23 protein-coding genes and 1 pseudogene are annotated in these 24,749 nt (G+C 55.3%); 18 read left to right on the top strand and 6 right to left on the bottom strand.

Features of this window, described 5'->3' with window-relative positions:
* The first annotated feature begins 27 nt into the window (after positions 1 to 27).
* On the top strand, positions 28 to 2,226 hold the full coding sequence (gene dinG, locus AC1RKG_RS04825; protein ID WP_493182237.1) for an ATP-dependent DNA helicase DinG: 2,199 nt from the start codon (positions 28 to 30) through the stop codon (positions 2,224 to 2,226).
* Here dinG and AC1RKG_RS04830 read toward each other — a convergent pair whose 3' ends face one another.
* Positions 2,227 to 2,661: an Lrp/AsnC family transcriptional regulator gene (locus AC1RKG_RS04830; RefSeq protein ID WP_020825889.1), complete on the bottom strand. Its 435-nt coding sequence runs from the start codon at positions 2,659 to 2,661 to the stop codon at positions 2,227 to 2,229.
* A gap of 136 nt (positions 2,662 to 2,797) precedes the next feature.
* On the opposite strand from AC1RKG_RS04830, the gene AC1RKG_RS04835 reads away from it, so the two are divergent.
* Complete coding sequence (locus AC1RKG_RS04835; protein WP_493182238.1) at positions 2,798 to 3,712, top strand: DMT family transporter; 915 nt, start codon at positions 2,798 to 2,800, stop codon at positions 3,710 to 3,712.
* Here the strand turns inward: AC1RKG_RS04835 and AC1RKG_RS04840 are convergent.
* A pseudogene (locus AC1RKG_RS04840) lies at positions 3,671 to 5,088 on the bottom strand (MFS transporter). The gene AC1RKG_RS04835 and the pseudogene AC1RKG_RS04840 sit on opposite strands and share 42 nt — an antisense overlap.
* A 41-nt stretch (positions 5,089 to 5,129) precedes the next feature.
* Between AC1RKG_RS04840 and AC1RKG_RS04845 the strand changes: the two are divergent.
* Together AC1RKG_RS04845 and AC1RKG_RS04850 are read left to right on the top strand one after the other, a co-directional pair.
* Positions 5,130 to 6,044, top strand: coding sequence for a LysR family transcriptional regulator (locus AC1RKG_RS04845; RefSeq protein ID WP_493182240.1), 915 nt, complete (start codon positions 5,130 to 5,132; stop codon positions 6,042 to 6,044).
* Between the two features lie 73 nt (positions 6,045 to 6,117).
* Complete coding sequence (locus AC1RKG_RS04850) at positions 6,118 to 6,747, top strand: LysE family translocator (RefSeq protein WP_493182242.1); 630 nt, start codon at positions 6,118 to 6,120, stop codon at positions 6,745 to 6,747.
* Positions 6,748 to 6,749: 2 nt separating this feature from the next.
* Here the strand turns inward: AC1RKG_RS04850 and AC1RKG_RS04855 are convergent, their stop codons facing one another.
* Complete coding sequence (locus tag AC1RKG_RS04855) at positions 6,750 to 7,586, bottom strand: helix-turn-helix transcriptional regulator (protein ID WP_048761502.1); 837 nt, start codon at positions 7,584 to 7,586, stop codon at positions 6,750 to 6,752.
* A gap of 100 nt (positions 7,587 to 7,686) precedes the next feature.
* Between AC1RKG_RS04855 and AC1RKG_RS04860 the strand changes: the two genes are divergently transcribed.
* The 4 genes from AC1RKG_RS04860 to AC1RKG_RS04875 are packed head-to-tail and all read left to right on the top strand — an operon-like array spanning position 7,687 to position 12,710.
* Complete coding sequence (locus AC1RKG_RS04860) at positions 7,687 to 9,111, top strand: MFS transporter (RefSeq protein ID WP_129940140.1); 1,425 nt, start codon at positions 7,687 to 7,689, stop codon at positions 9,109 to 9,111.
* Between the two features lie 60 nt (positions 9,112 to 9,171).
* Entirely contained in the window at positions 9,172 to 9,804 is a 633-nt protein-coding gene (locus AC1RKG_RS04865) for an FMN-binding negative transcriptional regulator (RefSeq protein ID WP_142815655.1), read from the top strand.
* 40 nt (positions 9,805 to 9,844) lie between these two features.
* Positions 9,845 to 10,804 (top strand): DNA-binding protein YbiB, encoded by a 960-nt coding sequence (ybiB, locus tag AC1RKG_RS04870; protein ID WP_493182245.1) that lies wholly within the window; start codon positions 9,845 to 9,847, stop codon positions 10,802 to 10,804.
* A 49-nt stretch (positions 10,805 to 10,853) separates the two neighbouring features.
* Complete coding sequence (locus tag AC1RKG_RS04875) at positions 10,854 to 12,710, top strand: M3 family metallopeptidase (RefSeq protein ID WP_130015993.1); 1,857 nt, start codon at positions 10,854 to 10,856, stop codon at positions 12,708 to 12,710.
* A gap of 62 nt (positions 12,711 to 12,772) precedes the next feature.
* Here AC1RKG_RS04875 and bhsA read toward each other — a convergent pair whose 3' ends face one another.
* Positions 12,773 to 13,033: a multiple stress resistance protein BhsA gene (gene bhsA, locus AC1RKG_RS04880; RefSeq protein WP_020825899.1), complete on the bottom strand. Its 261-nt coding sequence runs from the start codon at positions 13,031 to 13,033 to the stop codon at positions 12,773 to 12,775.
* 165 nt (positions 13,034 to 13,198) lie between these two features.
* Positions 13,199 to 13,837, bottom strand: a complete 639-nt coding sequence (locus AC1RKG_RS04885) for a flavin reductase family protein (protein WP_046374129.1) — start codon at positions 13,835 to 13,837, stop codon at positions 13,199 to 13,201.
* Positions 13,838 to 13,956: 119 nt separating this feature from the next.
* Between AC1RKG_RS04885 and rlmF the strand changes: the two genes are divergently transcribed.
* Positions 13,957 to 14,922, top strand: coding sequence for a 23S rRNA (adenine(1618)-N(6))-methyltransferase RlmF (gene rlmF, locus AC1RKG_RS04890; protein ID WP_493182247.1), 966 nt, complete (start codon positions 13,957 to 13,959; stop codon positions 14,920 to 14,922).
* 305 nt (positions 14,923 to 15,227) lie between these two features.
* On the top strand, positions 15,228 to 16,532 hold the full coding sequence (locus AC1RKG_RS04895) for a methyl-accepting chemotaxis protein (protein ID WP_493182249.1): 1,305 nt from the start codon (positions 15,228 to 15,230) through the stop codon (positions 16,530 to 16,532).
* A gap of 73 nt (positions 16,533 to 16,605) precedes the next feature.
* On the opposite strand, the gene AC1RKG_RS04900 is transcribed toward AC1RKG_RS04895, so the two are convergent.
* Positions 16,606 to 16,887: a FaeA/PapI family transcriptional regulator gene (locus AC1RKG_RS04900; RefSeq protein ID WP_493182251.1), complete on the bottom strand. Its 282-nt coding sequence runs from the start codon at positions 16,885 to 16,887 to the stop codon at positions 16,606 to 16,608.
* Between the two features lie 676 nt (positions 16,888 to 17,563).
* Between AC1RKG_RS04900 and fimA the strand changes: the two genes are divergently transcribed.
* The 8 genes from fimA (at position 17,564) to AC1RKG_RS04940 (ending at position 24,747) form a co-directional block, all read left to right on the top strand.
* Positions 17,564 to 18,112: a type 1 fimbrial major subunit FimA gene (gene fimA / locus AC1RKG_RS04905; RefSeq protein ID WP_493182253.1), complete on the top strand. Its 549-nt coding sequence runs from the start codon at positions 17,564 to 17,566 to the stop codon at positions 18,110 to 18,112.
* 69 nt (positions 18,113 to 18,181) lie between these two features.
* A complete protein-coding gene (gene fimI, locus AC1RKG_RS04910; protein ID WP_493182254.1) occupies positions 18,182 to 18,721 on the top strand; it encodes a type 1 fimbrial minor subunit FimI in 540 nt (179 codons plus the stop codon).
* A gap of 117 nt (positions 18,722 to 18,838) precedes the next feature.
* Positions 18,839 to 19,510: a fimbria/pilus periplasmic chaperone gene (locus tag AC1RKG_RS04915; RefSeq protein ID WP_493182562.1), complete on the top strand. Its 672-nt coding sequence runs from the start codon at positions 18,839 to 18,841 to the stop codon at positions 19,508 to 19,510.
* Positions 19,511 to 19,629: 119 nt separating this feature from the next.
* A complete protein-coding gene (locus tag AC1RKG_RS04920; protein ID WP_493182564.1) occupies positions 19,630 to 22,221 on the top strand; it encodes a fimbrial biogenesis usher protein in 2,592 nt (863 codons plus the stop codon).
* 21 nt (positions 22,222 to 22,242) lie between these two features.
* Positions 22,243 to 22,767 carry a type 1 fimbrial adaptor subunit FimF gene (gene fimF, locus AC1RKG_RS04925; RefSeq protein WP_493182256.1) on the top strand — a complete coding sequence of 175 codons (525 nt, stop codon included), beginning with the start codon at positions 22,243 to 22,245 and terminating at the stop codon, positions 22,765 to 22,767.
* Between the two features lie 33 nt (positions 22,768 to 22,800).
* Positions 22,801 to 23,283, top strand: coding sequence for a type 1 fimbrial minor subunit FimG (fimG, locus tag AC1RKG_RS04930; protein WP_493182565.1), 483 nt, complete (start codon positions 22,801 to 22,803; stop codon positions 23,281 to 23,283).
* A 17-nt stretch (positions 23,284 to 23,300) separates the two neighbouring features.
* Positions 23,301 to 24,263: a fimbrial protein gene (locus AC1RKG_RS04935; protein WP_493182258.1), complete on the top strand. Its 963-nt coding sequence runs from the start codon at positions 23,301 to 23,303 to the stop codon at positions 24,261 to 24,263.
* 343 nt (positions 24,264 to 24,606) lie between these two features.
* Entirely contained in the window at positions 24,607 to 24,747 is a 141-nt protein-coding gene (locus tag AC1RKG_RS04940) for a hypothetical protein (protein ID WP_493182260.1), read from the top strand.
* The last annotated feature ends 2 nt before the right edge of the window (positions 24,748 to 24,749 follow it).

Here is a 24,749-nt window from a genome sequence, read left to right on the forward strand (position 1 = left end):
CATCATTTCGTTGAGATACAGAGTTGAATGGCGCTCTCCCCCGCAGTTAAAGATCAGATTGGCCAGTGGTACAAAGCCCTGCAGCAACAAATACCGGATTTTATTTCCCGTGCACCGCAACGGCAGATGATCGCCGAAGTCGCGAAAACCCTGGCCGGAGATTATCCGCGCCACCTGGCGATTGAGGCGCCGACCGGCGTGGGCAAAACCCTGTCGTACCTGATCCCAGGGATCGCCGTAGGCCGCGCGGAGAGCAAACCCCTGGTGGTCAGTACCGCCAACGTGGCGTTGCAGGATCAGATCTACAGCAAGGATTTGCCGTTGCTGAAGAAGATCATTCCCGATTTGAAATTCACTGGCGCCTTTGGCCGCGGGCGCTATGTTTGCCCGCGCAATCTGGCGGCATTGAGCACCGACGTCAGCGAGCAGGGCGATCTGACGCTGTTCCTGGATGACGAACTGGCGCCTTCCAGCGGGGAAGAGCAGGCGCTGTGCCAGAAACTGAGCAAAGCGCTCAGCCGCCATGAGTGGGACGGGTTGCGCGATCATTATCAGCTGACGATCGACGATCCGCTGTGGATTAAGCTCAGCACCGACAAGGCCAACTGCCTGGGGCGCAACTGCCACTACATCCGCGAATGCCCGTTTTATATCGCCCGTAAAGAGATTGAAACCGCCGACGTGGTGGTGGCTAACCATGCTCTGGTGATGGCGGCGCTGGAAACGGAATCGGTACTGCCCAACCCGAAAGAGCTGTTGCTGGTGCTGGACGAAGGCCATCACCTGCCGGAAGTGGCGCGTGACGCGCTAGAGATTGACGGTGAAATCACCGCGCTGTCGACCAATTTGCAACTGGACATGATCGTGCGTCAGGTTGAACAGTGCATGACGCAATATCGCCCGAAAGGCCCACCGGGGCTGACCAACGACGAACGTTTGAAAAATCACTGCGAAGAGATGCGTGAGCTGATCCAGATTTTCGAGCATCAGGTCAGCGCCTATCTGCCGACCGACACCGTGATTGCCGAACACCGGTTTGAAATGGGCGAACTGCCTGCGGAGATGGTGGAAACCAGCGCACGCTTGTTCAAGCTGACTGACGCGTTGCGTGGGGTGGCGGAATTTATCCTCAACGATCTCAGCGAGCAAACCGGTAAGCACGACATTGTGCGACTGCACCGGTCAATCATTCAGATGAGCCGCACCCTGGGTTATCTGGAAGCGATGAGCAAACTGTGGCGGCTGGCGGCGCTGGACAAGTCTTCCAATGCGCCGATCTCCAAATGGGTCACGCGCGATTTGCGCGATAACGTGACGCACCTGTATTTGCACTGCGTAGGCATTCGCGTGAGCGATCAGCTCGAAAAGCTGTTGTGGCGCAAGGTGCCGCATGTGGTCGTCACCTCGGCGACCCTGCGTTCATTGAACAGCTTTGCGCGCCTGCAGGAAATGAGCGGGCTGAGCGAGAAAGCCGGCGATCGTTTCGAAACCCTGTCTTCGCCGTTTAACCACGTTGAGCAGGGCAAGATTGTCATCCCGAACATGCGTTTCGAACCGGCGATGGCCAACGAAGCTGAGCATCTGGAAGAGATGGCGCGCTTTTTCCGCGCCGAGCAGGCCAGCGGCAAACATAAGGGCATGCTGATCCTGTTCAGCAGTCATCGTGCGATGCAGACCTTCCTCAGCTACGTGACCGATTTGCGCCTGATGCTGTTGGTACAGGGCGATCAACCGCGTTATCGCTTGGTGGAAGAGCACCGCAAGCGGGTCGAAAAAGGCACTGCCAGCGTGCTGATCGGCCTGCAGTCGTTTGCTGAAGGGCTGGATCTAAAAGGGGAATTGCTGACCCAGGTGCATATTCACAAGATCGCCTTCCCGCCGATCGACAGCCCGGTGATCCTGACCGAAGGCGAGTGGCTGAAGTCGCTGAAGCGTTATCCCTTCGAGGTACAAAGTCTGCCGAGCGCCTCGTTCAACCTGATCCAGCAGGTGGGCCGACTGATCCGCAGCAACGAATGCCACGGCGAGATCGTGATTTACGATCGCCGCCTGCTGACCAAAAGCTACGGCTCGCGCCTGCTGGCGGCATTGCCGGTGTTCCCCATCGAACAGCGTGAGGTGCCTGAAGCCGACAAAGCGCACCAGGCAGCGCTTAAATCCGCCGCCGAAGCGGAGAAAAAGAGCAAGAAGCGCAAGAGCCCGTTCGCCCGCAAACGTACCCGTTAATCACAGCATTGGCGGCAGGCGACGTTTCACCGGCGTTGTTTTGACGATGGAGGTATTGCTCTGTGCGCGCTCGGCCAGCCGATCGAGGATCTGGTCGAGTTGCTCCATCGAATGCGCCACCAGACGCACGATAAAGCAGTCTTCGCCGGTCACCTTGTCACACTCAACCACCTCCGGGATCTCCTGAATCATTTGCTCGACCTTTTTCAGCATGCCCGGCAGCGGTTTGATGCGCACCAGCGACTGAAAAGCGTAGCCCAACGCCTGCAAATTGACGTTCAGGGTGTAGCCCTGGATCACGCCGCTCTCCTCCAGCCGCCGCAGCCGCTCCGAGGTACTGGGTGACGACAACCCGACGCTGGCGCTGAGGGTCTTCAGCGACACCCGCGCATCCTCTGCCAGCAGGTTCAGGATTTGACGATCGATAGCATCCATAGGCTCTCCATTAGGTTTTTTTCAATTCATGCCTTAATTAAAAAGGAAGTTAAGCATTATTGCCTTTTTTATGCCATGGAAACCGCTGCAGGAAAGCCGCAAGCTAAGTGCCTAGGCTTACTGTGAGGAAACCAAGATGAATGCAGAGATAAAACGCGGCTCGTTGGAGATGATCGCCGCGATGCTGATTTCCGGTACCATCGGCTGGTTTGTGCTGATGTCCAGCCAGCCGGTGATCAACGTGGTGTTCTGGCGCTGTGCGGTGGGGGCGCTGGTGCTGCTGGCCATTTGTGCTGCGCTGGGGCAGCTGCGGCGCGACAGCCTGACGCGTACTACGTTGCTGGTGGCAATCGCCGGCGGCGTAGCGCTGGTGGTTAATTGGCTGTTGTTGTTTGCTGCCTATTCCTATGCGTCGATCTCCATCGCGACGGCGGTGTATAACACGCAGCCGTTCATGCTGGTGGCGCTGGGGGCGCTGTTTCTCGGCGAGAAGCTGACCCTGCGTAAGCTGTTTTGGTTGGTATTGGCGTTTATCGGCATGACGTTGGTGGTGTTGGCGCAGCCCAAACAGGCCGGTGGACAGAACAACTACCTGATGGGCATTTTGTTGTCGCTGGGCGCGGCATTTTTTTACGCGCTGATGGCGCTGACCGCCAAACGGCTGAAAGGGACGCCACCGCACCTGATCGCCTTGATCCAGGTAACGGTCGGCGCGCTGATGCTGTTGCCGATGGTAGATTTCCACGCGCGGGCCAATGCCGGACAGTGGGGTATGCTGGTGACGGTGGGCGTATTGCACACCGGGATCATGTATGTGTTGCTGTATGGCGCGATCCAAAAGTTGCCGACCAACCTGACAGGTTCGCTGTCGTTTATTTATCCGATCGCCGCCATGCTGGTGGATCGCCTGGCGTTCGGTCACCGATTGGTGGCGCTGCAGTTTGCCGGCGCTGCCCTCATTTTGCTGGCGGCGGCAGGCATGAACCTGCTGGGGGAGCGCCGTGTTCGGCTAGCGGCTGCGCCAGGCGGCAAGCAGGCCCCCGAACAATGACAGCGCCAACAGCAACAACATCACCGGCGTGTAGCCGTAGCTCGGGTAAATCAGGGTCGCCACCGCCAGGCCAACGGCGCCGCCGAGATTGTGCAGTGTCCAGGTGATGCCTAACGCGCCGCCGCTTTGCGACTCGCTGACGCTGTTGAGCGTCGCCAACACCAGCGGGCCGAGAATGCAGCCCCAGCCCAGCCCCATCAGGGCGAAGGCACCGAGCAGCAGCGGCAGCGGGCTGTCGACGTTAAACCGGCTTTGCAGGGCCGCGGAGCCGGCAAGGGCGGCAAAACCGAGGATCAACGCCGCGCGTGGGCCGGATTTATCCACCCATCTGCCGACCCAGGGCGAGAGGGCTGCCATCACCGCGGTGGTTGGCAGCAACAACAGTCCCAGCATCGTTCCCTGGTAGTGGCGGGTGTTTTCCAGGTAAATCGGCATCAAAAAGAAAGCGGCGCAGTAGAAAAAGGCCAATAGCGCGCTCATCAGGCAAACGCGCAAAAAGGCGGGACGCCGCAGCAAAACCAGCGGTACCAGCGGCGAATGTGCCCGTCGTTCAACCGGCAGTAGCAGGCCGAGCGCGGCGAGCGCCAGTGCAGCCGTTAACCCGGTTTTTGCGCTCAGCCATCCCCATTGGCTGCCCTGACTGATGGCCAGCAGCAGCCCGGCAACGCCGATCACCAACAGCAATAAACCGGGGATATCCAGCCTGCTGCCTTGTTGGGCGCGAGACTCTCGAACGCTTCCCAGGCAGAAGGCGAAACTCAGCGCAATCAGCGGCACGTTCAACAGAAACACCCAGCGCCAGCCCAGGGAACCGACCAACAGGCCACCGGGCCGATCGCCAGACCCAGGCCGTTGACCGCCAGCAAAATGCCGATTGCACGACCGCGCTGCTGCGGCGGCCAGGCATCGGCGACAATGGCCGTAGTGGCGGTGTACAGTACCGCGCAGGCGGCGCCCTGCACAAAACGCCAGACGTTGAGCAGCTCAATACTGCCTGAGAGCCCGGCGCCCAACGACGCGGCGGCGAACGTCAGCATTCCGCAGTACAACACCCGACGACGGCCATACAGATCCGCCAGCCGCCCGGCGCTGACCATAAAGGCGCACAGTGCCATCACGAACAACGTCATCACCCATTGTACGCTGCTCAGGCTGGCGGCCAGCTCACGCTGGATCGCGGGGATGGCGGTATTGACGATGGTGAAATCGATACAGCCCAAAAAGCTGGCGATACTGATGCCAATCAGCAGACGCCATAGTTGGGGCGTGCCGCTGTCGGTCAGAATTTCACTGCGTTCGCTCATAGGGGTTTCCTGGCAGAGAAAGAGTGCGTTCAGTTTACTCAGCGAAGGCGGTAGCCAGTGGCGTTGTTTCATCGTTTAATAGGCGAATTAATATCGCCAATAGGGCAGGTATCATGATTTCCAGCGAACGATTACATGCAATCCGCGCCTTTGTGCAGGCGGTGCAGGCCGGTGGTTTTAGCCGTGCCGCCGAGCAACTGGGCCTTTCGCGTTCAACGGTGGGTAAAGCCGTGGCTCGGTTGGAACAGCGGCTGCAGGTGCGGTTGTTCCAACGCACCACGCGCAGCCTGTCGCTGACCGATGAAGGGCAGTTGTTCTATGACGATTGCCTGAAGGCGCTGGCGGCACTGGAAGCGGCGGAAAACCAGCTGGCGGTTCGGGCCCAAACGCCGGAGGGACGACTGCGGGTATCGCTGCCGGTGCTGTTCGGCCAAAAGTGGGTGATGCCACCGCTGCTGGCATTGGCGGACCGTTACCCGAAATTGCACATCGAAGCGTTGTTTTCCAACCGTGCGGCAGATTTGGCGGAAGAGGGGATCGATTTGGCAGTGCGTATCGGTTCGCCGGGTGATGCCGCGGCCATCACCGCTCGGCAACTGGGTGAGCAGCGGCAAATACTCTGCGCAGCTCCGGGTTATCTGACACGACAGGGGGAACCGAGCACGCTAGCAGAACTGTTGCAGCATCAGGCGATTGGCTTACTGCGTGATGGGCGTAGCCAGCCGTGGCATTTGCTGGATGAGCAGGGTAAAGCTCAGCGGCTGTCGCCACCGGCCCGTTTGAGATTGGGCAATATGGAGGCGGTGCTGGGGGCTGCCTGCGCCGGTCAGGGGGTTGCCATGCTGCCGCGTTGGCTGGCGCATGATGCGCTGACGGCCGGGAGGTTGCGTGAGGTTTTACCCGGCAGCTGCGGTGCGGGGCTGGCGATTAACGTGGTCTGGCTAAAAGGGACTGGCATGCCGTTACGGGTGAGGGTCGCCATTGATGCCCTGCTGGCGGCCTTCACTCCCCAAGCGCCGTGGCAGTGATTTGGCGCTGGTAAACGCCGGTGGCGCGGCTATGATAAAGCCTGCTTCCCACCATGCTGCGTACGGGTGACTTATGATCGATGCTTCCACCATTTTGCTGTTTTCCGGGGCCTGTCTGGCGCTGACGGTGACCCCTGGGCCGGATATGTTGCTGATTGCCTCGCGCAGCGTTAGCCAGGGGCGCCGTGCCGGTTTCGCGTCACTGGCGGGGATCCAACTGGGTACCTATTGCCACGCGCTGGCGGCGGCGTTAGGCCTGTCGCAACTGTTTGTCGCGGTCCCGCTGGCCTATGATGCGGTGCGCATGTTGGGCGCTGCTTATTTACTGTATCTGGCGTGGAAAACGCTGCGATCCGGCAGCAGTTTGCAGGCTTCTACGGGGTTGGCGGCGGTACCGGCTGCACGCATTTTCCGGCAGGGATTATTCACCAACATTCTTAACCCAAAAATGGCGCTGTTCGTTTTAGCGCTGTTCCCACAGTTTATCGATCCACACGCCGGTTCGCTGGTGGTACAAATGCTGTTGCTGGCGACGGTGTTAAATCTGGTGGGGTTGGTGATTAACGGTGGGTTGATCCTGGCGGTCAGCGGCATGAAAAACCGTTTTGTCGGCCGCCGTTTCAGTGCGCGCTGGCCGAATTACCTGTTGAGCGGCGTGTTCGCCGGGCTGGCCTGCAAGCTGATTTTTGACAGCCGCAAATAGCCTTACGCCTGTAAGGATGCTTCAAAAGCCGCGCTGGCCGGGCATTGCGGTAGCGCGCTGTACATCACCAGCCGCAAATGATTTTCTTCATCGACAATAAACGACGCATGTTCGAAGGTCACCTGGCCGGCGCCCGGTACGATGAACGTACGTTCTCCCTGGCAGCGACCGTGAATGTCATGCTGTTGCCATAGCTGACGAAACTGAGGCGAAACCTGCTCTAGCGCCTGCACCCGCTGTTGCATGGTGGCGTCTTGTGGCGCACGCGCATAGTCGCGGCGGAAGCTGGCGAGGATTTGCGGTGCCTGCGCTTGCCATTCCACCAGCCGTTGATTGAGTTGGGGATCGGCAAACAGCATCCACAGCATATTGCGCTGATCCGCCGGGCGATCGCCAATCGCGAATAGCCGTTCCGCCGCCGGGTTCCAGGCGATGATGTCCCAGCTCAGATTCATCACGTAAGCCGGGCGCAGTTGCAGATCGTCCAGCAAGCGGCGCACCAGCGGTGAAACCTGACACCACTGATGACCGACCGGTACCGGCGGGCGTTGATGCGCCAGCAAAAACAGATGGTAGCGCCCGGTCGCATCCAGCTTTAATACCCGCGCCAGATTTTCCAGAAAATCGACCGAAACGTTGATTTCCCGCCCCTGTTCCAGCCAGGTGTACCAGGTCAATCCTACGCCTGCCAACGCGGCGACTTCTTCGCGCCTCAACCCCGGCGTACGGCGACGCGTGCCGCTCGGTAAGCCGACGGCCTGCGGTGACAGCTTCTCGCGTTTTTGACGCAGAAAATCCGCCAGATCCTGACGGGTTCGGTTGAGGGTACGCGGTGGCATAGCGGCCGTCCTGTTGCTGTTAGTAATAGTATAACTGGCTATATAGTAACAGTTTATGACATGTTCCATACTGCCGCCATCGTAATCTTTGGAGGCACGTATGGAACAGTCATTAGCGCAAGGCGATCGTCGTCTGGTGGGGTTACCGGTGTTGCTGTTGGGCGGCTTTGTGACGGTGTTTGACCTGTTTGTGGTGAACGTCGCGGCGCCGGTGATCCAGCAGCAGTTCGCGGCCAGTTTCGCTGGCGTGGGGTTGATCATTGCCGGTTATGAGTTGGCATTCGGCGTGTTGTTGATAGCCGGTGGACGTCTGGGCGATCGCTTTGGGCGACAGCGTATGTTTAGCCTCGGCATGCTGGGGTTTACGCTGACGTCGGCGCTGTGCGGTATGGCTACGTCACTGAGCATGCTGATCGTTGCGCGTTTTCTTCAGGGCGCGGCGGCAGCGCTGCTGTTTCCGCAGATATATGCGTTGATGCGCGTATTGTACAACCCACATCAGCGGCGGCGCGCCTTCGCCTGGCTGGGGATGACGCTGGGGCTGGCGGCGATTTTCGGCCAGATATTCGGCGGGTTTATTATTGAAGCCGATGTTTTCGGCAGCGGCTGGCGTATGATTTTTCTGATCAATCTGCCGATTGGCGTATTGGCAATCGTGGCGGCGCGTCGCATTCCCGAGTCACGTCTTGAACAAGCACAGCGGCTGGACGGCATGGGCTTGCTGTTGGCGGCGACCGGTTTGCTGTTGCTGCTAGTGCCCTTGTTGGAAGGGCCATCGCGCGGCTGGCCCTGGTGGGTATTACCGGCGTTGGCTTGCGGAATTGGCATGCTGTGGGCTTTTATTCGTTGGGAGCGGCGTCTGGCGCAGCGTTCTGGGGATGCGGTCCTGGATCCTGCGCTGTTGCGGCAGGGCAGTTTTACCCCGGGGGTGGCCGTGGTGCTGGCGATTTACTCGACCGCCTCTTCGTTCTTTCTGTGTTTTGCCCTGCTGCTGCAAGCGGGAATAGGCCTGACGCCGTTTCAGGCCGGTAGCCTGTTTGCCCCCGCCAGCGCGGCATTTATGCTGGCCTCGTTCCTGGCACCGGGGCTGGTGCAACGCTGGGGGAACGGCGTGCTGGCGCTTGGCGTCGCAGTCTATGCCGCCGGCATGGCGCTGTTGGTGGTGGAGGTGCTGTCGGGTGCGGCATTGGTACAGCCGTTGTGGTTATTGCCGGGGCTGGTGATCCTGGGCTTCGGCCAGGCGCTGAGCATGACGCCTTTGCTTAATTTGGTGCTCGGGCTGGCGAAAGAGCATCAGGCCGGGATGGCCGCGGGGGTCATTTCGACCGTGCAGCAGGTGGGCGGGGCGTTGGGGATTGCCGCCAGCGGCGCGTTTTTTGTTCCCCTGTTGGCGGGCGGTGCTGGCGCAGAACGTTACGGACAGGCGTTTGCCGGCGCGATGGTTTACAACCTGCTGGCGATGGCCGTTGCCTTCGGCTTGCTGAGGTGGATCATCCAAAAACAACGCAAACTGGCCCTTCAGTAAACCCATGGCGGGTGTTATTGCTATTTACCGCCAACCGTAAATCCCCAAGGAGCCAAGGTAATGTATCTGCCTGCCTCATTCCGTGAAGACCAACTGGACGCTCAAATTGCGCTGGTGCGCGCCAACCCGCTCGGCATGTTAATCAGCCAGGGGGAGCAGGGCCTGGTGGCGGATCCGCTGCCCTTTTTAATCGATGCCGATGAGCAGGGTAACGTCCTGCTGCGGGCGCATTTGTCCCGTGCCAATTCTCATTGGCGGCTGTTGCAGGCCGCCAGTGAGTGCCTGGTGATTTTTCAGGGAAGAGACGGATATATTTCCCCTGGTTGGTATGAGACCAAACGCCGGAGCGGCAAAGTGGTACCCACCTGGAATTACAGCGTGGTACAGCTGCGCGGTACGCCACGGATCACGGAAGATGCCCGCTGGCTGCGACAACAGCTGGAGGGTTTAACTGCGCTGCAGGAGGGGCATCAACCTGAACCCTGGCGAATGGAAGATGCTCCAGCCCACTATATTGCCGCACAGATCCAGGGCATTGTCGGCATTGAGATAGCCGTAACCGAACGTTTGGGCAAATGGAAAATGAGCCAAAACCGCAGTGCCGAAGACGCTGATGGGGTGATCGCCGGGCTGCGAGCAGGCGATTCGGACCAGCAGCAACTGGCGGATGAGGTTGAGCGTCGACGCGGATAGGGTATGCTGATCCCAGATTGGATCAGGGGACAGCAGAACGATGGATTACACCAAAATTATCAAAGAAATCGGCCGTGGCAAAAACCATGCGCGCGATCTGGATCGGGAAACCGCTTTCCAGCTCTATCAAAAGATGCTGGCCGGTGAGGTGGGCGAACTGGAGTTGGGCGGTATTCTGATCGCCCTGCGGATTAAAGGCGAAGCCGAAGAGGAAATGCTCGGTTTTTATCTGGCGATGCAGCAACAGGTGATGCGTCTGCAGGTGCCGCAGGGGCGGCCGATGCCGGTGGTGCTGCCAAGCTATAACGGAGCGCGCAAGCAGGCGAATCTGACACCGCTGTTGGCGTTGTTGCTGACGCGCGTCGGGTTGCCGGTAGTGGTGCACGGCGTGCTGGACGACAGTACCCGGGTTACCAGCGCGGAAACTTTTCAGGCGCTGGGCCTGCCCTGGTCGCAAGATGCTGCCCATGCCCAACGGCGTTTGGATAACGGCGAAACGGTGTTTATCCCTGTCTCGGCGCTGTCTGCCCCTTTGGATCTGCAACTTGGCCTGCGCTGGCGCATGGGGGTACGTAACAGCGCCCATACGCTGGCCAAACTGGCAACGCCGTTTGGTGAACAGGATGTGTTGCGCATTGCCAGCGTGTCGCATCCGGAATACGTCGGTCGGGTGGCTTCTTTCTTCCGTCAAATTGGCGCCCGTGGCTTGCTGATGCACGGCACCGAAGGGGAGGCGTACGCCAATCCTCAGCGCTGCCCGCAGATCCATTACATCGTTAACGGCGAGCAGCAAGTGTTGCTGGAGCGTCCGGAGCAGGATCCCACGCCGGAGCTGCCGGCAGCCAAGGATGCAGAAACCACCGCTCGCTGGACTGAGCGTTGCCTGGCGGGGGACGTGGCGATCCCGCTGGCGATCCAACGCCAGATCGCCTGCTGCCTGTTGGCCGCCGGTGAAGTCGACACCCTGGAACAGGGACTTGAACGTTTACGCAGCGCGTAAAACCCTTGGCTATACTGGAATATTTCGCTAATCGGCTGAAAGGATGGTTATGCAACAGGCTCTCGATTACTTCAATCAATTGAATCAGGACTATCTTGAGGTGCACCGCACCAAAGAAGATTTGTTTTGGCAAAACTATATGGGCATTGGCGGTGAGGGCGTTTCGGCCCGCTTCTCGGCGGCGGAAAGCGCCTATAAGCGTTTTATCGCCGAGCCGCGTCGGTTAGCGGAAATTCGTCAACTGTTGGCCGGGCTGGAGGCCCTGCCGCAGGATGCTCAGCGAGATGCGCTGCAGCACGGGCTGAACGGTTGGCTACGCTTTTTTGATTGCAACGCGATTGAAGATGCCGAGGCTCAAACGCTGTTGGATCAAATCATCAGCGCTGAGGCGGATCTTTATACCCGCCGCAAGGCTAACCCGGTCAGCCATCTGAATGCCGCCGGGCAGCGGGTAAATGCCTCGCTCGGCGAGCTGTTGACCAATCAGGCGACCAATGAAAATGAAGAGTATCGCCGCAGCTCGCAGAACGCGCTGCGTGAACTGGAGCAGTGGCTGTTGCATAACGGCCTGCCGGAGCTGATTAGCCTGCGAAACCGTTTTGCTCGCCAGATGGGCTTTCGTAACTATTTTGACTACAAGGTGAACAAAACCGAGCGTATGACGCCGGAACAGCTGTTCGCCATCCTTGATCGCTTCGAGCAGCAAACTCGCGAAGCCAACTCACGCAGCCTGCAGCAGTTGGCGGCGGAGAAGGGTGAACAGGCGCTGGAACCCTGGAACGTACGTTTTGCCAGCGCCGGTGATGTGACCCGCCAACTGGATCCATACTTCCCGTTTGCCCAGTCGCTGGAGCGTTGGATCAACAGCTTTAAACGGCTGCATATCGGATTTCGCGGTGCGCAGATGGATCTCGATCTGCTGGTGCGCGAGGGCAAGTATGAAAACGGGTTTATGCATGGGCCAGTGCCGCCGTTTATCCAGCAGGGAAAATGGTTACCGGCACGCATTAACTTTACCAGCCTGGCGCAGCCGGATCAGGTCGGCAGCGGGGCTCATGGTTTAAATACCTTGTTCCACGAAGGCGGTCACGCCGCGCACTTTGCCAATATCTGCCAGAATGCGCCCTGTTTTTCGCAGGAATTCCCCCCGACCTCGATGGCCTACGCCGAAACCCAGTCGATGTTCTGTGACAGCCTGCTGGACGACGCCGATTGGTTGAAACGCTATGCGAAAAACGCGGCGGGTGAGGCCGTGCCGGATACGTTGATCGAGGCCAGCATCGCTGCGCGTCAGCCGATGCGTGCGTTCAACGAACGTCATATTTTACTGGTGCCTTACTTTGAGTGGGCGTTGTATCAGTGGGATGACGAACAGCGCACCCCGGAAGCGATAACCGCACTGGCACGTGAAGTTGAGCAAAAAATATTGGGCATCAGCGGCAGCCCGCGGCCGACGCTGGCGATCCCGCATTTGCTGTCGCTGGAATCGGCCTGCTCATATCAGGGCTATCTGCTGGCGCTGATGGCAGTTGAGCAGACGCGACACTTCTTCTTGCAGCGCGACGGTTACCTTACCGATAACCCGGCAATTGGTCCGGATCTGGCGCGTCATTACTGGCTGCCGGGTAACGGTGTCAGCCACGATGACACGCTGCGTAGCTTGACCGGTGAAGGTTTCAACCCGGACTATCTGGCGCAGGCCTGCAACCAGACGGTGGCGCAGGCCTGGCAGGCTGCACAGCAAACCATAGCGGCTGCGGTTGCCCGGCCACAGCCGGCGGCAGACTTCGATTTGGCGGCACATATCCGCGTGGTGGATGGCGATCGCGTGCTGGCCGATAACGCCGAAGGCGATGAAAAGATGTGCCGTGATTTCGCCGCGGCGATTAATGCCCGCCTGAATTAAATAGCCATAAAAAAGCCCGCCGATAGCGCGTATCGGCGGGCTTTTTCATTGTAATCCGTTAATTACTTGTAGATTACCGCGGTGCCGTGCATCAGGTTGTTGCCGCCAGCGGAGGTAATGGTGAACGCTTTGGCACCGGCCGCATCGGCTTTGGCGGACAGTTGCGCTTTCAGGCTGCTCAGGTCGGTCGCGCCACTGGCAGAGATCACACCGGCCTTCTCAAACTGTGTGGCATCTTGTGCGCTGACGTAGTCGGCAGCAAAAGAAGTGAAAGAGACGGCGCTCAGAGCGATAGCAGCAGCAAAAGTTTTGATGTTTTTCATGATGGTCATTCCTGTCTGGTTTTTAAGGGAGAAAGGCGCTTGCCTTTCGATGGAGTGATTATTGCGCAGTGACAGGAAGGATGAAATCGGAGAGTATTGATAATATCATTCAATTTATTTGATTATTAATTGCACCCTCCCTTCAGAGGAAGAAAGGGCCGTTTATTATCGTTTTTGCGCATCCGGGCGAACCAGATCGAAACGGTGTTGCTCCGAGATGCCATAGTAGGCCGTCGGCCCGCCGGCGCGCAGGATAGGCTCGGCAGCAGCGGTTTGATAAACGCCGTGTTGGTCCAGCAGTGACGAATCGATATGTACCGCGACCACTTCTCCCAGTACCAGCCAGGTATCCACCTTTTCCCCGGCGGCGCTTTGCAACTGAATGCACTGTGACAGGCGGCATTCAAAGTTCACCGGGCTTTCCGCCACCCTTTCCGCTTTCACCCGACGGCTGGGCAGCGGCGTCACGCCGGCAAAGGCAAATTCATCTTCACCGCGGGCCAGGCTGGCCGAGCTGTTGTTCATGGCATCGGCCAGCGGGCGCGTCGCCAGATTCCAGACAAACTCCCCGGTTTCGACGATGTTTGCCACGCTGTCTTTCCAACCGCTGCTGGCGAAACCGATGATCGGCGGGCGGTAGTTGAAGCAGTTGAAAAAGCTGTAGGGGGCCAGATTGCGCTGGCCGCTCGCGCTGACCGATGAGATCCACCCGATGGGGCGTGGGCCGATGATGGCGTTCAGGGGATCGTGCGGCAGACCATGGCCTGTCGCGGGTTCGTAGTAATATCGGGACTGACTGCTCATAAGTGACCTGGGGTGGCTAAACGGAACTTTTATTCTGACGGGTTTCCCGTCGGCTGCAAGTTTGCCGCTGCTTTATGGTATCTTACGCGCCAGAAATACCTTTAAGAGAGCCCGTCACGGTGGAAAAAAAGAAAACCTTCCCGCAGCAGAAAAGCGGCCTGCACCCGCGTAACCGTCATCGCTCGCGCTATGATTTCCCGGCGCTGATCGCCAGCTGCCCTGCGCTGGAGCCGTTCGTCAAGCCGAATGCCTGGGGCGATATTTCGGTAGATTTTGCCGATCCGGCGGCGGTTAAAATGCTCAACCGTGCGTTGTTGCAACATTTTTATGGTATCGAACATTGGGATATCCCCGCCGATTATCTGTGTCCGCCGATCCCAGGGCGCGCCGACTATTTGCACCACCTGGCCGACTTGTTGGCGACCAGCAACGGCGGCGAGATACCGCGTGGTAAAGGCGTGGCGATCCTCGACGTAGGCATTGGCGCCAACTGCATTTACCCGATCGTCGGCCTGCGTGAATACGGCTGGCGCTTTACCGGTTCAGAGATCGACCCGGTGTCGCTCAATTCGGCCAAAATGATTGTCGAGATGAACCCGACACTGAGAAACAGCGTACGTTTACGTTTGCAAAAACAGCCTGAGTTTATCTTTAACGGCATCATTGGCGTGGCGGAGAAGTTCGACGCCACGTTGTGTAACCCACCGTTCCACGGTTCAGAGCAGGAAGCGCAGGCCAGTACCCGCCGCAAACTGCATAAGCTGGGCAAGGGTGAGGTGGCGGATAAGCCGGTACAGAACTTTGGCGGCAAAAATAACGAGCTGTGGTGCGAAGGCGGCGAAGAAGCCTTCGTGCGTAAAATGGTAGAGGAAAGCGTGAGTAAGGCGCAAAACTGCCTGTGGTTCACCTCGCTTATCTCCAAAAACACCACTTTGCCATCGATTTACCACGCGCTGAAGCTAGCCGGCGCCGCCGAAGTGCGCACCATTGAGATGGCGCAGGGGCAAAAGATCAGCCGTTTTGTAGCCTGGACCTTCCACGACGCGGAACAGCAGGCTGACTGGGCGGCAGAACGCTGGCGTTAACTCCCCCTGGGTGCCGGTTATTTGACCGGCACCTATAAATCTTCGCGTTTCCCTTTCAATTTCCGCATGTTGCGTTATTCTCAATACGTCGTCCAATACTAAAAATCTTAAATAAGTTATTTATTCAAAACACAATAGTTACCTTACTTAATTGATATTTTAATCCGGTGAGTTTTATCTGCCAGGAGAATTAGGCCTGCCTGTTTCTCAGGGTGATGCACGTCTGCGTGTGGGCGCGGCGTGCAGAAAAAATAAAATGAAAAGCACTTGTCTGCTAAATCATCTGCCAGAAGGATTTTAACCCTATGCTGTTACGATTCAGTCAGTTAAACACCCACAGCCGTGCCGAGTTGAGCGCGATAGAAAATGCCGTTGCCATGATCGTATTTAAACCCGATGGCACCGTGCTGCGCGCTAACGATTTATTTCTAAAAACGATGGGATTTCAACGACAGGAAGTTATCGGCCAGCATCACCGCCTCTTTTGTTCCCCGGAATATGTCGTCAGCCCGGCATATCGCAAACACTGGGATATGTTAAATAACGGCAAGCCCATTACCGATAATATAAAACGCATTCGCAAAGACGGAGAGGCCGTGTGGCTGCAGGGCACCTATACCCCGGTGATGAATAAACAGGGGCGGGTGGTGGAGATCGTCAAGATCGCCAGCGTTGTGACGGAGCGCATCACCCAGGCGCAGGAGCATCAGAGCCTGCTGTCGGCGCTAAACCGTTCGATGGCAATGATCACCTTTGACGCGCACGGCAAGATCCTTGCCGCCAACGACAATATGCTGAAATTGATGGGCTACCGAATCGAGGAGGCGCGGGGACAGGCGCATGCGGTGCTCTGCCCACCTGAGTTTGCCCATTCTGACGATTACCGCCAGCATTGGCGACGTCTCGCACGCGGCGAGTTTATCACCGGGCGTTTTGAACGGGTGAACCGACGCGGAGAGCGGGTATGGCTGGAGGCCAGTTACAATCCGATTCTTGATGATGATGGGCAAGTGGTCAAAGTGGTGAAAATTGCTCAAGATATCACCCGGCAAATGATCCAACAGCAGCACGAAGAAGAAATGGTGCGTAATGCCCACCATTTATCACTGGATACTGACCGGACCGCTGCACAAGGGGCCGTGATCGTCCAGCAGGCGGTCGCAGGCATGCAACAGGTTGAAGCGGCCGCGCGCGATACTTCCGCGGTGGTCAGTGAGCTGGGCATTGGTTCACAGCAGATAGGCACTATGGTGGAGGCAATCCGTAAAATCGCCTCTCAAACCAACCTGTTGGCGATTAATGCCTCGATTGAGGCAGCGCATGCGGGTGAGCATGGGCGCGGATTTGCCGTTGTCGCTAATGAAGTACGTACTCTGGCGGAACAGTCTCGCCAGGCGGCGACTGAAATTGAACGTATCACCAAATCTATTCAGCAGGGAGTGGCGGCGGCCATAGCCGGCATGGCGGTCTGTGTGGAACAGGCTGGCGGTGGCGTGGCGTTGACGCACGATGCCGGTGAAGTGATTAATCGGGTGAATATAGGTATGCAGGATGTGGTCAAACTGATGCAGACGTTTACCACGGTCAAGCAGGAGGAAACAACCCACTGAGGCTAATAGGCGCTAACCTACAAGAGGGTCGGTTAGCGCCTCTTCTTTTCAATAGGAGCCGGTTTATTATTGGCTACTCGCTGGCCGGGTAATATGAATGATCCGTTATTCGCCATCTTAATGCGTTATTCACAGATCCTGACGTCGTTACCACTAAATTCTCTTCTGCCAGTTGTAATAAGAAATAGCGGGCCTGATAAATACCCAATTGACATTGATCGGCCACTTCTCGAGTGCTCAGCCATTTCTCCGGCGGTGTTTCCGGTGAGATGCACTTGACTGCGCAGAGCTCAGATAAAGAGTTCATGAGCTGTTTTTTAATTATTTTCTTCTTTTCTGTTTCACTGGATTTCATGCTTTGGTGTCCCTCTCTTCAGCAAGGAAAAATGTCAGGCCCCTGTTATCCTTCACAAGAATAGGCGGGTGGTTTGCTTTGCACAACGGGATTTGTACTGCATTTCCCCGTTTTGTATGGGGCCTATTTGTTACGACAATTGCTGCATTATATCGAAAAAATATTATTTTAAGATATAAAATAACGCCATGCTTTGACATTTGGTTTTTTTTTGTGAAAAGCTGGGTTTTTTAGGCATAAAGATCGTGAAACCTTTCTTTGTAATACAAGTGTGGATAAATCTGGCGTAATGAAAGCATGATGTAAATTTTATTTTTAACCATGAAAGTGTTTTGTCATACTTCTCCACGACAACAGTGCGGCGGATTAAATTAATTTGGTTTTTTTAATATTTATTTTACACATGTTTACTATGTCTTTTTTAGATGGGTTAAATTTCCGCTCAGTGATGAATTTTTGTCGATTAAATTAAATATAACGTCTATTTAATGGAATGGGCACGTACGCCTTTTGGCTGTGGGGTATCTGCTTTTTTAAGAATGAAGATGTCCAGAACGGTACTGAAAATACTGTTTTTTTGTCTGGCAAATGAAAAGTGAACCAGAAATAGGGAATTATGGTAGGAAAATTTTCCCGTATGTTGTTTGTATTTTTTTACCAAAAAAGGAGTAATAAAATGCGTAGTACTAAATATATCAAAAGCCTGATCGCAGCATCTTTGCTGACTGCAGGGATGACTCATGCAGCTACAACCACTGTTAATGGTGGCACTATTCACTTTAAAGGTGAAGTTGTTAACGCAGCCTGCGCTGTTGATGCCGGTTCGGTAGATCAAACCGTTCAGTTGGGGCAGGTTAAAACTGCCACTCTGAGCGAGGCGGGTAAAACCAGTTCTTCAGTAGGTTTCAACATTCAGCTGAACGATTGCGATACCACTGTTGCAACCAAAGCGGCCATCGCATTCTCTGGTGTTGCTGTCAATGCTACGAACCTAACCGCTCTGGCTCTGGAAGGCTCTGCAGCCGGTGGTGCAACCAATGTTGGTATTCAGGTTCTGGACAGTACAGGTAAAGCGCTAGCATTCGATGGTGCTACCTACAGCACTGCCGCCACTCTGAGCGACGGCAATAACACCCTGCCATTCCAGGCGCGTTACATCGCCACCGGTGCTGCCACCCCAGGTACTGCCAACGCGAACGCCAATTTTAAAGTTCAGTACCAGTAATACCGGTCTGCAAGGATGCTTAATCAGGCCAGGATGGCCTGCTTTCGGCCATCGAAAAGGGAATAAGCGATGATCAAAATCATACTGGGACTCTTCCTGCTTTTTATTGCTCCCCTATCCATCGCCGGTAATAAGTGGAACGTCACGCTTCCCGGGGGACAGATGCGCTTTCAGGGGGAGCTCATCGCCGAAGCCTGTACGGTAGAGGCTGGTGACAGGCAGCTGGTTGTTCGCATGGGGCAGGTCAGCAGCAATCGGTTCAAGGAGGCAGGGGACGACACCGAACCGGTGCCGTTCAGTTTGCACCTTCAGGATTGTAATACCAACGTCAGCGATCGCGTCGGCATCGTCTTTCATGGCGTAGCTGATGGCAAAAACCCTGATGTGCTGTCTATCGGCGAAGGCGAGGGGATTGCGTCAGGCGTCGGCATAGCGCTGTTCGATGACCAGGGGCAACTCATCCCGATCAATTCTGAACCCCAGTCATGGAAACCTCTGACCAAAGGAACGCGTGTTTTGCAGTTTGTTGCCAAATACCGGGCAACCGGCAATACGGTCATAGGTGGCGCCGCGAATGCTCAGGCCTGGTTCTCTTTGACATACCAATGACTCGCTTTCGAGGTTGGCGTATTTATCTCCGGCGAGATAAACGCGCGCAAAATGATAAAACGGCGGTTATCCGCCCAAGAGGTTAACGTGATTAAAAAGAAAACGACCGGAAACGTCATGGGTTCGCTGCTGGCTTTGGCAGTCTTATTTTGCACTCCGCATGCTGAAGCAGGCGTAGCTCTTGGGGCAACGCGCGTTATTTACCCGGCAGATCAGAAACAGGTCACTCTAGGTGTGAGCAATAACAATGATAAAGACACATTTCTTATTCAATCCTGGGTCGAGAACAATGACGGCCAAAAAGAGGGTCGGTTCGTTATTACTCCCCCCTTGTTCCTCATGCAGGGGAAAAAAGAAAATACGCTGCGCATTATTGATGCAACCAATAACGCCTTGCCTAAAGACAGAGAGAGTCTTTTCTGGGTGAACGTCAAAGCCATTCCCTCTCTGGACAAGGCTAAACAGAAAGAAAATACGCTTCAACTGGCGATCACCAGCCGAATCAAATTGTTGTATCGCCCACAAAATCTCAGCATGGCGCCTGACCAGGCACCCGCGAAACTGACGTTTAAACGCGATGCGAACACATTGGTACTTAATAATCCAACCCCCTATTTTCTGACTGTCACGGAATTGAATGCCGGTACACGCATTTTAGCTAATGTCATGGTTCCCCCTCTGGGGGCCGCGACGATAAAACTGCCGGGCGATGCCGGCAGTGTAATCACGTATCGCACGATTAACGATTACGGTGCGCTCACGCCAGTGATTAAAGGCACTTGGCAGTGATGACTGGTGTCATTCACCCAACAATGGACTTTAACAACGCAGGTAACGGAGCACCGGCATTGAAAATGGCATGTGGGGGCGACCATGTCTACCTGGTTTATGGAGCAGGCACGGATAACATGAATAAACACCACATCCGGGAACGGACGCTAAACAAAGCAATGCTTACGCAACTGGCATTGCTCTTGGTTGCCTCGACATTTTCCGCGCGAGCAGACAATTACTTCAATCCCCGTTTTCTGGCGGATGACCCGGCATCCGTTGCCGACCTGTCCAGTTTCGAAAAGGGACTTGATGCACCGCCAGGTACCTATCGTGTCGACATTTACATGAACGAGGGTTACGTGACGACGCGAGATATCACCTTTGATAAAAGTGATGACGACCCCAAGCTGGAGCCGTGCCTTACACGCTCACAGCTGGCTTCACTTGGCGTCAATACCCTGACAATTCCGGGTATTGCCGTAATGAAGAGCACGGTCTGCGTGCCCTTTACACGGCTTATTGCTGATGCCGCAAGTTCATTCGATGTTGGTCGCCAGCGTCTTTCGATCAGTATTCCTCAGGCTTTTATGGGGAATCAGGCGAGAGGCTACATCGCCCCTGAGCTTTGGGACAATGGCATCCCGGCCGGTTTGCTCAATTATAATTATACCGGTAGTGAAGTGCGCAGTCATAACGGGGAAACCCGCAACTACTCCTATCTCAATCTGCAAACGGGTCTCAACCTGGGGGCGTGGCGCCTACGGGATAACACCACCTGGAGCTACAGCAGTGGCATGGGATATAACGAAAACCGCTGGCAACATGTCAATACTTGGCTTGAGCGTGACATTGTGCCCTGGCGCAGCCGGCTGACGATGGGGGACGGCTTTACGGCAGGTGACATCTTTGACGGCATTAACTTTCGCGGCGTTCAGGTTGCCACAGACGATAATATGCTGCCCGACAGTCAACGCGGTTTTGCGCCCGTTATACATGGAATAGCGCGGGGCACTGCACGCGTATCGGTCAAGCAGAACGGATATGAGATATATCAGACCACGGTACCCGCCGGTGCATTCATTATCGACGACTTGTACGCAGCGGGAAACAGTGGCGATCTGCAGGTTACCGTGAAAGAGGCTGATGGCTCCGTTCAGGCCTTTACCGTACCTTTCTCATCCGTGCCGATGTTGCAGCGTGAAGGACAGGTGAAATACGCGATGACTGCGGGGCAATTTCGCAGTGGCAATGAACAGCAAGACAAGCCGAAATTTTTCCAGGGAACGGTGCTTTGGGGATTACCCGAAGGCTGGACGGTCTATGGCGGAACACGTGCCTCGAGTGACTATCGTGCTTTCAACCTCGGGGTGGGGAAAAATCTGGGCTACTTCGGGGCGGTATCTACCGATATTACACAGGCGGATGCCACCCTGCCTGACGGCAGTAAACATCAGGGACAATCTCTACGTTTTCTTTACAACAAATCCCTCAATGAGTTAGGGACCAATTTCCAATTGGTCGGATACCGTTATTCTACCAAGGGCTTCTATTCTCTGGCTGATACCGCATGGCGGCGTATGAGCGGCTATTCCGTGATTAGTGAAGACAGGATCTTGAATATCGAGCCAAAACTGACTGACTATTACAATCTGAACTACAGCAAACGCGGCCGCCTGCAGGCGACGATGACGCAACAGGTTGGCCGGACATCAACGATATATCTGACCGGCAGTCATCAAAACTACTGGAATACCAGCCGCTCGGACGAGCAACTCCAAATCGGTTATAACAGCACCATTCAGGATATTAGCTGGAGTCTGAGTTACAGCCTGTCCAAAAATGCCTGGTCCGACGATAAAGACCAACTGCTCGCTTTCAACATCAATATCCCGTTCAGCCATTGGATGCGCTCGGATACCCAGTCAGTGTTCCGAAATGCCAATGCCAGTTACAACACGTCGACAGACCTCAAGGGACGTACGACTAATACGGCCGGTCTTTACGGGACGCTTCTGGAAGACAATAACCTGAGTTATAGCGTGCAATCCGGCTATAACAGCGGCGGTAATGGCTATACCGGCGCAACGGGCAATGCCGCGCTGAACTACCGTGGTGCTTACGGTAACGGCAACGTCGGTTACAGCCACAGCGGTGACTATAAGCAGGTCTACTATGGTGTCAGTGGTGGCGTGCTTGCGCATGAAAATGGTGTCACCTTCAGCCAGCCGCTCAATGACACCATGGTGCTTATCAAGGCGCCTGGAGCGGAACACGTTTCTGTCGATAATCAGACAGGGGTGCGTACGGATTGGCGCGGTTATGCCGTTCTCCCCTATGCGATGGATTACCGCGAGAATCGGATATCGCTGAACACGAACACGTTGGCGAACAACGTCGAGCTGGAAGAGCCGGTATTAAGCGTAGTCCCTACTCGGGGGGCCGTAGTGCGTGCAGATTTCAAGGCCAAAGTCGGGCTGAAGGTTCTCATGACATTGACAAATAACGGCAAGCCTGTCCCGTTCGGTTCTGTGGTCTCTTACGGAGATGGTCAGTCAGGCAGTATCGTGGCAGACGGCGGGCAGGTTTACCTTACTGGTCTTGCGCCAAAAGGAACCGTCAACGTGAAGTGGGGCAACGGTGATAATGAGCGTTGCACAGCGACTTACAGTTTGCCGACTGACAGTCAAAATCAGGCTTTGAGCTATGCCTCTGCCATTTGCCGGTGATAAGCAGGAGATGATGACGCAATGAGAAAATACCTTTCAATCCTGTGTTTGCTGCCGTTGGTTACGGGGTATGCCCATGCCGCGGACAGTACGATCACCATCACAGGTTATCTAAAAGACAATGCCTGCTCGGTCTCGGTTGACTCCCAGGACTTTACTGTGGATTTGCTGAGCAATGCAGCCAAGCAATTCAATCGTGTGGGGGCCGTTACGCCTGCGATACCCTTCAAGATTGTCTTCGACAAGTGCGGCAGTTCCGCGGCGGCAGTACGAGTGGGGTACCTCGGGGCTTCTGACAGCGACAACACCACCCTGTTGAAGATTGATGCTGGAACAAATGCGGCAAGCGGTATAGGGGTGCAGATTTTGGATCGTGACAAGACCCCGATCCCGCTAAATGCGGCTCAGGACTCCCTGAAGTGGACGACGTTGATGGCGGGCCAGCCCAACACGCTGGGTTTTTATGCACGTTTGATGGCAACGCGCGCTCCCGTGACTGCAGGGACAGTGACAGCGACGGCCAATTTCACCCTAGAGTTTCAGTAAGGAAGCCTGAAGATGACCAATATCAAGAACATTATGCTGACGGGGATGTTGTTTTTTACTACGACACTCACCGCGCATGCAGCTGATGTCACCATTACGGTCAACGGACGCGTGGTGGCCAAGCCCTGCACCGTATCAACGCCATCGACGACGGTAGACTTGGGTGACTTGTTCACATTTAATTACGTACAGGCTGGCTCGGACTCGGGCTGGCATCCCATCACGCTGAATTTGACCAATTGTCCGATAGGCACTTCGAGGGTCACTGCAACATTCACCGGTACAACCGATAGCACGGGATATTACAAAAACCAGGGTGGAGCGACCAATCTTCAATTGGAGCTGCAGGACACCAGTGGCAATAACCTGAACAACGGCAAAACCAAGGCGGTTCAGGTCGATGACGCCACGCAGTCAGCGAGTTTGCCATTACAGGTTCGCGCGTTATCAGTTAACGGCAACGCCAAACAAGGCAGCATTCAGGCCGTGATTAATGTCACGTACACCTACGCCTAAATTGAAGGAGTCACTTAATGACACTGGTTTCAAAACTAACAACGGCGCTGAAGAAAAAAGAGGTTGCAGTCATCGTGGCTTCTGTATGCCTGATGGCATATTCATCCGGAGCTAATGCATTTACGTGTCGAGATTCTCGAGGGAATACGGTGAATAGCGGCGGTGGAACTGGTTCACTAGACGTCTACGCAAATCTAACGCCCAGCGTACAACCCGGACAGGTTTTGGTCGTAGATCTATCTCAATCTATTACCTGCAGAAATGACCAACCTAACAGTAGAAACGATGTGGTTAGCTTATTGTCTGGCTCTGCTTATAGTGGTTTTTTGCAGAATTTCAGTGGCACCGTTAAGTATTATGGTAGTAGCTATCTTTTCCCTACAACATCTGAAACAAAACAAGTCAATAATAGGTCTGGCTCTTTTGTTCCGTGGGACACGCAATTGTTCCTTTCACCAGTGTCCACGGCCGGTGGGGTCGTTGTGACTCAGGGTAACCTTATTGCACGATTAGTCATGAGACAAATCGGCACTGATATTTCTACTGGTTGGCATCCCCATATAGCAACGTTCACATGGAATGTTTACGCAAACAATAATGTTGTAGTCCCTACTGGCGGTTGCGACGTGTCATCGCGCAACGTGACGGTTACCCTGCCTGATTATCCCGGCACGGCTGCAGTGCCGCTTACTGTACATTGTGGACAAAACCAACAGTTGGCTTATTACCTGACTGGTACAACGGCGGATACCGCAAGCACCATATTTACCAACACCTCATCATCCAATCCTGCAACCGGCGTTGGTGTGCAGTTGTCTAACCGCAATGGGGTAGTTGCCACGAATAAAAATGTTTCGCTCGGAACTGTCGGAACCAGTCCGATCAGTCTGGGCCTGACGGCTTCCTATGCACGAACGACGGGTCAGGTTGTAGCAGGTAACATCCAGTCGATTATCGGGATGACCTTCGTTTACGAGTAGCGCCGTCTAATCTGCGGCTGGCGAATAAACCAAATCCGCGTTTATCAGGTCCATGACCATCATATAATGCCCGTTGGATGCATGCATGGTCATAAGTGCCGGCTATTATCTGGACATTACGATTTTGAAAAATATAAAAAAAGAGAAATGTTGTAGTGAAGGACCCGGTGACATCTCATCGAGAAAGCGGAGTTTACATCCAGCATGGATACCAGGCTGACAGTGTCAACATAACTGATGTTGTCTTCAGTCTCTCCGAGATAGTGCGCCTAATGTGTTGAAAGGTCCTGCCGATTTTTATGTAATGGAAGCTTAGGGTCCAAATGAGCCTGCCGATCATAAGATGTTAAAACCGCTGTTTACACGCCACCCACTACTGATAAAGGTGATTGGCCTGTTCGCTCCTCGCTCCGTGCAGGACGAAGCCTATCTGCAAGACATTGCGGCCTTCCTTGGCGCTCAGTCTTGTAGCCATGGACAATAATC

Source organism: Serratia sp. GW822-FHT06D09 (assembly GCF_058799515.1).